Origin of the sequence: Cytobacillus massiliigabonensis (assembly GCF_900199725.1) — a bacterium.
In the GTDB taxonomy this organism is placed as follows: domain Bacteria; phylum Bacillota; class Bacilli; order Bacillales; family Cytobacillaceae; genus Cytobacillus; species Cytobacillus massiliigabonensis.
Genome location: NZ_LT904903.1, coordinates 894,782 through 906,562 on the forward strand (window position 1 = coordinate 894,782; position 11,781 = coordinate 906,562).

Genomic DNA, 11,781 nt, shown 5'->3' on the forward strand with positions numbered 1-11,781 from the left:
TAATGATGGTACTCGAGAATAATAGGCAATGGCAAGAAAAATAATGTTTTTAAATCAAATGTCAGGGAAGAATAAAATGACATATTAAGGTGAAAAAAGTGTGGAGCAAGCAAAGGGGAATGTGAATTAGGTCTAGAAGGGATGATTGAATGCAATGAATAAAGTATTTACGGTATTAGTATTGGCTGGAGTTCCGCTATCTGTTATCGGGACCTTGATGCATTGGTCAAGTATTATCTTATTTATTGTTTATTGCTTAACGATTATTGCATTAGCAAGCTTTATGGGAAGAGCAACTGAAAGTCTGGCAATTGTAGCGGGACCGAGGATTGGCGGGTTATTGAATGCTACATTTGGAAATGCTGTTGAACTGATTATATCCATTTTTGCGCTGAAAGAGGGCTTGATTGGCGTTGTTCTAGCTTCGTTAACTGGGTCCGTTTTAGGAAATTTATTATTAGTTGCCGGTTTATCCTTTTTTATCGGGGGGCTTAAATATAAACGTCAAACCTTTAATGTTTTTGACGCTAGACATAATTCGGGGCTGCTTATGTTTGGTGTCATTGTTGCTTTTGTAATCCCGGAAATTTTTTCGCAGACGATGTCTGAAAGTAAAACATTAAGTTTTAGCGTTGGGATTTCTATTATCTTGATTGTTTTGTACTTAGCTGCTTTATTTTTCAAGCTTGTCACCCATCGTGGGGTATATCAAACGGATGATGTAAGCGAAAGCCGGCATGAAGAGGAAGAGCCTGAATGGGGGAAGGGCAAAGCCATTACAGTTCTTCTTCTTGCAACAATAGCTGTCGCTTACGTTTCTGAAAATTTAGTGCATACCTTTGAATCTGTCGGAGAAACCTTTGGCTGGTCAGAGCTGTTTATCGGGGTAGTCATTGTTGCTATTGTTGGGAATGCGGCTGAGCATGCATCAGCAATCATTATGGCCTATAAGAATAAGATGGACATTGCCGTTGAAATTGCTATTGGTTCAACCTTGCAAGTAGCAATGTTCGTCGCTCCTTTGCTTGTTTTAATATCTTTAATGTTTCCTGTTGCAATGCCTTTAGTATTTACGCTTCCAGAGCTTATCACGATGGTCACGGCAGCCTTGCTTATGATTATCATTTCTAATGATGGCGAAACCAATTGGTTTGAAGGAGCAACATTGCTGGCTGCTTATTTAATAATGGGAATAGGATTTTATCTTCTTTAAAGTGAGATTTACAAAGATAGAGCTAATATTTGCAAGAATAATAAGGAACATGCAAAAAAGAGGGTTGTATCTGCAAAAATAATAAAGATTTTACAAAATAAAAATGGGCAACTAAAATATAGCTTCTCAACATACAAAAACGACTCTGCAGCAATCACAGAGTCGTTTCTTTCTATTATCCGATTAGAAAAGGAATGTCAATCTACTCGCTTGAAAAGGCATTGATCACCAACTTTCATGTTGTTATTTGACCATAAAACCTATGCTGGAACGATGATTTCTATACAATAAAAATGCCATCCTCCTTTATTAGTAAGCGAATCGACTTAACGGCCCTCCTTTTTCTTTTAAGTAAATTAATTATAAAATATTTATTAATATTTGTAAATATTCTGATTTTTACAAAAGTGTTACAAAATATGTGAAACAACGTTTAATTTTATTTCTAGGAATGGATAATATTGCACAACTCCGAAAAAACTATAAGCAAACCTAAAAAGATTGTGAGTTGAAAGGAGTTTATCAGCATGAAAAAGTACTTGTCCATTTTCTTGTTAGGTCTAATTCTTTTATTTACACTTCAACATCCTGCTGGGGCAGATAAGGCGCAGAAAAAGGATGAGCCAAAGGGAGTAACGGTTCCGAATTCGGTTTTGCAAATAACGAAAGAAAATACGTATCCGAATCCGGCTCAAGACATGCCAACTTTGCAGCCTAGTGAACTCGCACAAAAGTTAATTGATTCATCGAAAGTAAAGATTGAGAACCCTGATCTGATTCGAATGCTTAATGAAACGACGGTAAATAGCACGCCATTTGCTATTGGATATCGGGCAATTATTTATTTAGGGCAATGGCCGCTGAATTATGAGTCGTCGGAAACATCGCCAAACTGGGAGTATCAAAAGATTAATACAAATTATTTTGATAATCGGGGTGGAAAGGCTCCTTATCAAATTCATTACGTTCAAGAGGCTCAAAAAATTGTTAGAGGGGGACTTACAGCTAAAGTTCCAAATACTGAAGATGTTAAAAAGATGATGCTTTTAAAAGCAATGGAGAAGTCAGGATTGCCGCTCGATTTTGAAACAATTATAGGCGGAGGAACAAAAAAGGATCATAAATACAACATTCCGCCAAAGCGTTTAGGCTATTTATATGCCTATGCCCCAGCTGTCAATGAAAAAGGAAAGGTAACTTATGGAGAAGTATATATCATGCTAAAAGGGAACAAAAAAATGATCATTATTAAAAATGTTACTTCACAAGGTGTGGGGGCATGGATTCCGATTCAAGATCATGTCTCATTTGGTTTTATGGCATCTGAACACCCAAGGTAATATCTTTCTTTGTCTGCGGACGATATGTACCCTGCAATATTTGGATTGAAAATAAAACAAACCAGCCGTTTTTAGCGGCTGGTTGTTGTGTGAGTAAGCTGAGCATTTCTTTTTAGAAAATCAATATCCTTGTAGTAGCTGTTTTTCACTAATACATTCGGACCGAGGCAGCGAACTTGTGGACAATGACAGTTCAATGATTCTGCAAGATCGGATCCCATCCATTTTTGAAACACCTCTTCAAGAGTATCCTCCTGAATATTTCCAAGTGCCGGGGTATCACCGAAATCGGTCACAATCACCTCACCAGTGAAAATATTTACATTTAAGCGGGAGCGTCCATCAGGATCATTTCGTACAGTTACATTTTTTGCAGCATAGAGCCGTTTTAATAGATCTAAATCATCCGCATTCGAGCTGCATGCATAAAATGGAAGGGTGCCAAACAGCATCCATGTATCCTCATTACGTATATCAAGTAAATGGTGAATAGCTGAACGCATTTCCTCTAAAGACAATGTTTCTAATGTGGAGGCAAAATCAGATGGATACATCGGGTGAATTTCATGTCGTCCACAATTCATTTCTTCAACAATTTGCTTATGAATTTTCTCAAGATATGGCAAGGTGCGTTTATTAAGCATCGTCTCCGCGGAAACCATTACACCTGCTTTTGCAAGCTCACGGCTATTCTCAATCATTCGATCAAAAAGTCTCATTCTTTGTTCAACAGTAGGCTTGCGCTCCATCATCGCAAAGCCGCCTTCGATAAAATCATTCTCGGTTCCCCAATTATGAGAAATATGCAGAACATCAAGAAAAGGAATAATTGACTCATAACGGCTAAGTTCGAGTGTCAAGTTCGAGTTAATCTGTGTCCGAACACCTCGATTATGTGCGTAACGGAGTAGTGGGACAACATATTCTTCCACAGACTTTTTCGATAGCATTGGTTCTCCGCCAGTAATGCTTAATGATCTTAAATGTGGAACTTCCTCAAGTCTATTAAGCAAAAAATCAATTGGCAGTGCATTTGGATCTTTGGGCTGAAGTGTATAGCCGACAGCACAATGCTCACATCTCATATTACATAAAACAGTGGTCGTAAATTCAATATTAGACAGAGTCAGCTTTCCATATTCCTCCATGTCCATATATGCTTCCCATGGATCATATTTCGGGCTTATTTGCTTTAGCTTTCCTATCATACTTTTCTTCCTTTCTAGTAACATCTGATATTATTAATTTTACGGGCTATATTGTCAATAGATACTGATTATCCATAATAAAAACCAACTTTTCTGAAATTATATTTGGATAAAAATTAATTGACTTGCAACTATATGAAAGTTTATTATATTTTTATTAACGACTATTTAACGACAATTTTAAATTGTCTAATTATTACTGTATTTTGGGAACGGGGGAAAGTTTATGAAAAGGGATATGCCATTTTTAGTTGCAATTATTCCGCTTGCTGTAATGATTTTGGTCATGTTTTTTACGGTTGTTAAATTGGAGCAAGGGCCGCACATCCCTCTAATAGTAGGAACATCCGTTGCTGCACTTGTTGCCTGGCGTTCGGGGTACAAGTGGAAGGAAATAGAAGAGGCGATGTATAAAGGAATACGTCTTGCGCTGCCTGCAGTTATTATTATTATGCTTGTTGGACTTACGATTGGAGCATGGATCGGCGGCGGAGTAGTTGCTACAATGATCTATTATGGATTGAAGATCATCACACCTTCACTTTTCCTTGTTTCAATTTGCATCATTTGTGCCATCGTCTCATTAGCGATTGGAAGCTCATGGTCTACAATGGGGACAATTGGTGTGGCTGGAATGGGAATCGGATTAAGCATGGGGATACCTGCTCCGATGATAGCGGGTGCGATCATTTCAGGTGCCTATTTTGGGGATAAAATGTCACCGCTTTCAGACACGACTAACTTGGCAGCTGGGCTGACAAATACAGACTTATTTGTACATATTAAGCATATGTTTTATACGACCATTCCTGGATTAATTATTGCATTAATCACTTATGCAATCTTGGGAAGAAGCTTTGGGAAAAATGGGGTTGATACGGCAGATATTAATCAAACGATAGCGGTGCTTCAAGATAGCTTTGTCATCACTCCTTGGCTCTTAATTATTCCATTACTTGTAATCATATTGGTAGCAAAAAAAGTACCGGCAATTCCAGCATTAATTATTGGGATTTTGCTAGGATTCCTATCACAAATTATCGTTCAAGGCGGATCATTTACTGGAGCAGTTGGAGCACTGCAAAGCGGATTTGTTATTGAAACGGGAAATGAAATGGTGGATAACCTCTTTAATCGCGGCGGTCTTGATTCGATGATGTACACGGTTTCCATGACGATTGTTGCGATGACCTTCGGAGGGATATTAGAACATACAGGAATGCTGAATGCCATTGTTAATCAAATTTTAAAGCTAGCGAAAACAGCAAAGGGACTTGTAGCTTCTACTGTGGCATCCTGCTTTGCAACAAATGCCGCGTGCTCAGAGCAATACATTTCAATTGTCATTCCATCTCGTATGTTTGCAAAGGCCTATCGTGATAAAGGGCTTCATTCGAAAAACTTATCGCGGGCGCTGGAGGATGGAGGAACGTTAACATCGGTCTTCGTTCCTTGGAATACATGTGGCGTCTTTATTTTCGGCACACTTGGAGTATCTGCTTTTCAATATGCACCGTACGCTGTTCTTAATTTTATCGTTCCAATCATTTCAATCATCTTTGCTATGACTGGATTTACGATTGTTAAACTGACAGAATCAGAAAAGCTGGCACTGCAAAAAGAAGAAGAAGCTGCACTTAAAGGGTAAAGAAAAAAAGGAAAGTTCATTTTCGCATGAGCTTTCCTTTTCCTGCATTATTGGTAAATAGGCAGATTCAAAATATATACTGCTCGCGGGCGTCCCTGCTGATAGGTCATTTCTTCACCAATTATACGGATGTATCCTTGATCAGCCAGTTTTTTAATGATTCGCTCGGTCGTCCTTCTAGTCACTTGCAAATAATCGCTAAGGTCAGCAGCAGTGAAATGATGGGACTGTCTCTCTTTCCCAAATTGAATAAGCTTTGAGAGATTTCCTGGGCTTAATTTAGCTTTTTGAGCAATTTGAAGCAATTCAGGATGAACATTGATTAGGCTCTGCTGCTTACTCTCCTGGGGGTAAGGACCTAATAACTTTTTATCATTCGTTAAAATATACAAGCAGCTTTTTTTCTGATCTTTTTCCGCAAAACGCAAGGCAGCTAAGGCGTTTTTATCTGCTTCCATAATGGTTGAGCCAAAGCCAAAACCGATTGATACATGAGGAAAACCTGAAAAATACTGAAGGAGAATGTTCTGGTCTAGTAAACCCTCTATGTCGCCGCGAGTACTGTATAATGAATAGCCAGTAGGGCTGATTTGTTGAACAGATGCGTGAATGACACGGGCAATCGCTTCTATAAGCTTTTGAATTTCATTTTCTTGTAATTTTGTAGATATATATCCAACTGCTACTTGAGCCAATTGACTTTTTTTATACATGGCTAGCGACTTTGACTCTTGTAGTCCTCGGATTATGGCAGTTTTCGGATCAGCCATTCGCATTGAAGGGATTGCATGGAGTACCAACTGATCATAAACTGCATGAATACTCGTTATAGCTAAATCAATTTTCCCCTCTTCCCATAAGGTGCGATGGAAAGATACAATTTCGGAAAGATTGAACCTGTCTAAATCAAGCATTTCTTCATAATCAATGACATACTTAGGAAATGTATCGATATCTACAGAAGCAAGCACATTCTCAACGATTATGCTGTCGAATAGATCGATTGAAATACGATCCAAGGAAACCTGCCTATGATAAATTGCAGCTAATAAAGAAGATGAAATCGTTAACTCATCTTGAGCTAAATAAAGAGTTGGAACTGGCAGCTGTTCTCGTTCCTTTTTTGAAAAATAGTAGGGCAGCGATCCTGAAAAAAATACAACATCGCAAGGTTTAAGTTGATGAAGCAAACTTGGTGCCTGTTGAGGATCCTCATAGATGTAACTGTCTAATTCAATCTCATTAATGAAAGAAGCGACAGATTCGATTCGTTCGAAAAATTCAGCAGAGCTTATTACTGCAATTCTTGTTCTCATTGGTTCACCTCTTTATGTTGGGGAATTGTCTAGCTTCGGCGGCTAGGGGCTCGAGGTCATAAGCCAACTCGTCAAGAAGGCTAAAGAGCAGCCTTCCTGCAGATTCGTCTTATGCTTGTCGCCCCTGGGCAAGCCGCCTCCGCATTTCGGATTGTCTAGCGCAAGCGTCCAGTGTGTACGGCGATGATCAAGGCGCTTCCACTTTTCTAATTAACGACTATTTACCGACAACTATATCAAATAAATAGAATATTTGTAAATTAAAAAATAAGGGAGTTTTCTATATGAAAATAACAGCTATTCATCTTTATGCGATTCATTTACCACTTCATGTTCCATTTGTTGTCAGTTACCATACTTACGATTATATGCCATCTGTTATTGTAAAGGTTGAAACGGATGAAGGCATTGTTGGGTATGGGGAAGCAGTAGCGGATGAGCATGTGACAGGAGAGTCATGGGAAGGAGTCTACCAGATTCTCAAAAATACGCTTGCACCTGCTGTAATGGGGAAAAATCCGATGGAAATCGAAAAGCTTCATGATTATATGAATAAAGCGATTTATGGTGCTCCTACTGCAAAAGCAGCTATTGATATTGCCTGTTTTGATATTATGGGTAAAAAGCTGCAGCAGCCTGTTTATCAGCTAATCGGCGGCAGATACCATGATGAGTTTCCGATTACTCATGTATTAAGTATTGCTGAGCCTGAAGAAATGGCAATGGAAGCTGGAGCAATGGTTGAGCAAGGATACCGCTCTTTTAAAATGAAGGTTGGAACAAATGTAAGTTTGGATGTTAAGCGGATTCAAGCCGTTCGTTCAAAGGTAGGAGAAGAGATTGCCATTCGAGTGGATGTTAATCAAGGGTGGAATAATAGTGCAACAACGCTAACTGCACTGAAACAATTGCAGGATTGTAACCTTGATTGGGTAGAGCAGCCTGTTGTGGCAGATGATATTGATGGAATGGTTGAAATAAAAGCGAAATCTGTTTTTCCGTTAATGATTGACGAAGGCTTAAAGGGGCCACGTGAAATGCTTGAGATTATCCAAAAGCGTGCCGCAGATAAAGTGAATATTAAATTAATGAAATGCGGAGGCATTTACCCAGCAGTCAAGCTGGCACATCAAGCCGAGCTTGCAGGTCTTGAATGCCAAATTGGGTCCATGGTGGAATCATCCATCGGTTCCGCAGCTGGCTTCCATGTTGCTTTTTCAAAAAAAGTGATTACGAGTGTAGAGCTGACTGGTCCACTGAAATTCTCAAAGGATGTTGGCAATCTTCATTATGATGTGCCATATATTCGGCTAACGGAAGGGCCAGGGCTTGGAGTAGACGTGAGTGATGAAATGATTATAGAATTGACAGTCTTCCAAGAGAGTGTTTATTGAAAGGACTGAGAATGAGTGAGTTATATTTACGAAGGAATACTTAAAAATAAACAGATCACCTTTAAGGTAAGAAAATTAACGATGGGAGATTTGCCTGGGATATTGAATGTGCAGGATCAAGTGATTCTTCAGCTGGAAAATAAGGAACGGCTCCAGCCGCTAACAGATGAAGAATTTCAATTCATCTTAGATGGAAATGGGTGGATGATTGGCGCATTTGCTGAAAATCAGCTAATTGCTTTTCGTGCATTGTTAGTGCCTCCAATTGATGAGGAGCATTTAGGAAGGGATATCGGGCTAACTGAAATGGAATTACCTAAGGTTATTTACCAGGAAATTTCAAATGTGCTGCCAGCATTCCGAGGAAACCAATTGCAAAAAATATTAGCGAGCCTTATTATGCAGGAGCTAGCAAAGGAAAATCATTCATACCGCTATGTTTGCTGTACGGTTGCTCCTTTTAATATACCTAGTTTGAAGGATAAATTTGCGCAAGGAATGAAGATTGCAGCGCTAAAAGAAAAATATGGCGGCAGTTTGCGCTATATTTTTGTAAAAGACTTAGAGGAAATAGGAGAACCTGAATATAAGGAAACCATTTTTATTCAAATGAACGATACTCGTGCTCAGCAAGCAAAACTGGCTGAAGGCTGGCAGGGGATACAAATGGAAGAGCGTGCAGGAGCATGGTTAGTGCAGTATACACGATGAATTATCAGTGGATAAGATAGGTAATTTAAAATGAAGGAAATGAAAAAAATAAATTTGCGAAGGAATGAATTTTTCGATAGGATGGTAACGAGACGAAAGGAGAGAGCGATTTGGGTAGTCCGATTAAAGATAAAAATAGCCAAGTTTCATTTTTGAAACAGCGGTTAAATATGTTTCTTGATGTTTTGGAAGCAATTGAGCCGGAAGAAACGGAGCTTGAAGATATTGACCGTTTAATTGATATGATTGATGATCTAGAATCAAAATGCCGTGAATTTAATAATCGCGAAGAATAAGAGCCGCTTTGGCTCTTTTTTACGTTGATTCTGTATAGGCGCTGCCAAAGCTTGGTCTTTCCAACCTATTATGATAGGGGTATAATAATATACGTTAAATAATTTATAATTTTCATAATAGATATATAAGGGAACAAAGGGAAAGGGGACTAGCAAGTCATGAATATCGAAAAATTTCAGGAAAGCATGTACAAGCTAATTGTTGAGACTTCTACAAAGCTGCCAAGGGATGTGCGCAGGGCAATTAAAGCTGCGAAGGAAAGAGAGAGTGCTGGTACGAGATCAGCGATGAGCTTAGCGACGATTACGAATAATATTAAAATGGCAGATGATAATGTTTCTCCGATTTGTCAGGATACAGGTCTGCCGACATTTAAGATTAAAACACCGGTTGGTGCCAATCAGCTTGTTATGAAAGAAGCGATCAAAAATGCCATCGCTCAAGCGACAAAGGATGGAAAGCTGCGTCCGAATTCAGTTGATTCGCTAACAGGGGCAAATAGCGGAGACAATCTTGGCGGCGGAACACCAGTTATTAAGTTTGAACAATGGGAGAAAGATTATATTGATGCACGCCTGATTTTAAAAGGCGGGGGCTGTGAAAATAAAAACATTCAATATAGCCTTCCTTGCGAGCTTGATGGCTTAGGCCGCGCAGGCCGCGACCTTGATGGCATTCGCAAATGCATCATGCATTCTGTTTATCAAGCACAAGGACAAGGATGCAGCGCTGGTTTTATCGGAGTTGGAATAGGCGGAGACCGCTCTTCTGGGTATGATCTTGCAAAGGAACAGCTTTTCCGTTCTGTTGAAGATGTGAATCAAAATGAGGAACTTCGCAAATTAGAAGAATATGTAATGGATCAAGCGAACGAGCTTGGCATCGGGACAATGGGCTTTGGCGGAGAAACGACCCTTCTCGGCTGTAAAGTTGGCGTTATGAACCGCATTCCAGCAAGCTTCTTTGTATCTGTTGCGTATAACTGCTGGGCATTTCGCCGCCTTGGCGTGGCTGTCAATCCAGAAACTGGAGAAATTAATGAGTGGATGTATCAAGAGGGAGAAAATATCGACTTTGGAGCAACAGAAGCAGAGAAGGAAACAGCTGCTGCAGCAGAAACGAAAAGCGAAGTCATTACATTGCAAGCACCGATTACGGAAGAACAAATCCGCCGCCTAAAGGTTGGCGATGTGGTTCAAATTAACGGCAGAATGTATACGGGGCGAGATGCAATCCATCATCATCTAATGGAGCATGAGGCACCAGTTGATTTAAACGGCCAAGTCATTTACCACTGTGGTCCTGTTATGCTAAAAGACGATGAAGGAAACTGGCATGTAAAAGCTGCGGGTCCGACTACAAGTATTCGTGAAGAGCCTTATCAAGGTGACATCATGAAAAAGTTCGGTATTCGTGCAGTCATTGGAAAAGGCGGAATGGGACCGAAAACATTAGCCGCATTAAAAGAGCATGGCGGTGTGTACTTGAATGCAATTGGCGGAGCAGCGCAATATTATGCGGATTGTATTAAAGCAGTTGAAGGTGTAGATTTAATGGAATTTGGTATTCCAGAAGCGATGTGGCATCTAAAGGTAGAAGGATTTACAGCCGTTGTTACAATGGATTCACATGGAAGCAGCCTTCATGCAGATGTAGATAAATCATCATTAGAAAAATTAGCTAAGTTTAAAGAGCGAGTATTTTAATGAATTTTTAAAAGAGAGATCCTGTAAATGGGTCTCTCTTTTTTGTGGAGATTTTTGGAATGGACAATGGTGAATGTTTTCATCCTATACACAAACAATAAGAAAAAAATAGAGGAGGAGCGCAGATGAAACTACTCAAACATCTGGTCGTTCTAAGTGCAATATTCATATTTTTTACGACAACAGCGCATGCTGATTATGCCAATTCCCCTACACATTGGGGATTTAAAAAGGGAGTAAATGAAGAGCCTGCAGATGCCGGAAAGGCTTTAGACGACATGCTAGGTCGAATGGGAGCTCTTTACAAAGGAGATCCAGCGAAAAAGGATATATATCTTACTTTTGATAATGGCTATGAAAATGGGTATACAGCCCAAATATTAGATGTTTTGAAAAAGGAAAAGGTTCCAGCAGCTTTTTTTATTACAGGCCATTATATAAATAGTGCGCCTGATCTAGTGAAGCGCATGGCTGCAGAAGGACATATTATTGGGAATCATTCATGGAGCCACCCAGATATGACAAGAATTAGCGGAGAACGGCTAGCTGAAGAGCTGGAAAAAGTCCGTGAAGGAACAGAGAAACTGACTGGGATCGAGCATATGTCATACTTGCGGCCTCCAAGAGGAATCTTCAGTGAGCGGACGATTCATTTAGCAAACAAGGAAGGGTACACACATATCTTTTGGTCACTAGCGTTTAAAGATTGGCTAACCGATCAGCAAAAGGGATGGCAATATTCCTACGATAATATTATGAGGCAAATTCATCCTGGGGCTATTCTTTTGCTGCACACTGTTTCAAAAGACAATGCGGATGCACTAGAAAAGGCTATTCAGGATTTGAAGGCAAGAGGCTATACATTTAAAAGCTTGGATGATTTAATGATGAGTCAGGCTTTTGAGGAGAATATGCTGTATTGATATTGATGTTTTTTCGAGAGGTGGC

The 11,781-nt window shown here is 39.6% G+C and carries 10 protein-coding genes; 8 read left to right on the forward strand and 2 right to left on the reverse strand.

All coding sequences use genetic code 11. The features are described from left to right. Positions 1–154 precede the first annotated feature (154 nt). Both cax and C1726_RS10400 read left to right on the forward strand, forming a co-directional pair. Entirely contained in the window at positions 155–1,213 is a 1,059-nt protein-coding gene (gene cax, locus C1726_RS10395; protein ID WP_102273268.1) for a calcium/proton exchanger, read from the forward strand. A gap of 527 nt (positions 1,214–1,740) precedes the next feature. Continuing rightward, positions 1,741–2,553 (forward strand): YfkD famly protein, encoded by an 813-nt coding sequence (locus tag C1726_RS10400; protein ID WP_102273072.1) that lies wholly within the window; start codon positions 1,741–1,743, stop codon positions 2,551–2,553. 71 nt (positions 2,554–2,624) lie between these two features. Here C1726_RS10400 and yfkAB read toward each other — a convergent pair whose 3' ends face one another. Then, complete coding sequence (gene yfkAB, locus C1726_RS10405) at positions 2,625–3,761, reverse strand: radical SAM/CxCxxxxC motif protein YfkAB (protein ID WP_102273073.1); 1,137 nt, start codon at positions 3,759–3,761, stop codon at positions 2,625–2,627. 226 nt (positions 3,762–3,987) lie between these two features. Here yfkAB and nhaC point away from each other — a divergent pair, with 226 nt between their 5' ends. Beyond that, positions 3,988–5,409: a Na+/H+ antiporter NhaC gene (gene nhaC / locus C1726_RS10410; protein WP_102273074.1), complete on the forward strand. Its 1,422-nt coding sequence runs from the start codon at positions 3,988–3,990 to the stop codon at positions 5,407–5,409. Positions 5,410–5,456: 47 nt separating this feature from the next. Here nhaC and C1726_RS10415 read toward each other — a convergent pair whose 3' ends face one another. Further along, positions 5,457–6,725 carry a helix-turn-helix domain-containing protein gene (locus C1726_RS10415; protein ID WP_102273075.1) on the reverse strand — a complete coding sequence of 423 codons (1,269 nt, stop codon included), beginning with the start codon at positions 6,723–6,725 and terminating at the stop codon, positions 5,457–5,459. Positions 6,726–7,009: 284 nt separating this feature from the next. Here C1726_RS10415 and C1726_RS10420 point away from each other — a divergent pair, with 284 nt between their 5' ends. The 5 genes from C1726_RS10420 to pdaA all read left to right on the forward strand — a co-directional run bounded on the left by C1726_RS10420 (position 7,010) and on the right by pdaA (position 11,756). Beyond that, a complete protein-coding gene (locus tag C1726_RS10420) occupies positions 7,010–8,119 on the forward strand; it encodes a mandelate racemase/muconate lactonizing enzyme family protein (protein ID WP_102273076.1) in 1,110 nt (369 codons plus the stop codon). Between the two features lie 15 nt (positions 8,120–8,134). After that, on the forward strand, positions 8,135–8,830 hold the full coding sequence (locus C1726_RS10425; RefSeq protein ID WP_102273077.1) for an N-acetyltransferase: 696 nt from the start codon (positions 8,135–8,137) through the stop codon (positions 8,828–8,830). A 110-nt stretch (positions 8,831–8,940) separates the two neighbouring features. Then, positions 8,941–9,126: an SE1561 family protein gene (locus C1726_RS10430; protein WP_102273078.1), complete on the forward strand. Its 186-nt coding sequence runs from the start codon at positions 8,941–8,943 to the stop codon at positions 9,124–9,126. 159 nt (positions 9,127–9,285) lie between these two features. Beyond that, complete coding sequence (locus C1726_RS10435) at positions 9,286–10,833, forward strand: fumarate hydratase (protein WP_102273079.1); 1,548 nt, start codon at positions 9,286–9,288, stop codon at positions 10,831–10,833. A 125-nt stretch (positions 10,834–10,958) separates the two neighbouring features. Further along, positions 10,959–11,756, forward strand: a complete 798-nt coding sequence (gene pdaA / locus C1726_RS10440; RefSeq protein WP_102273080.1) for a delta-lactam-biosynthetic de-N-acetylase — start codon at positions 10,959–10,961, stop codon at positions 11,754–11,756. The last annotated feature ends 25 nt before the right edge of the window (positions 11,757–11,781 follow it).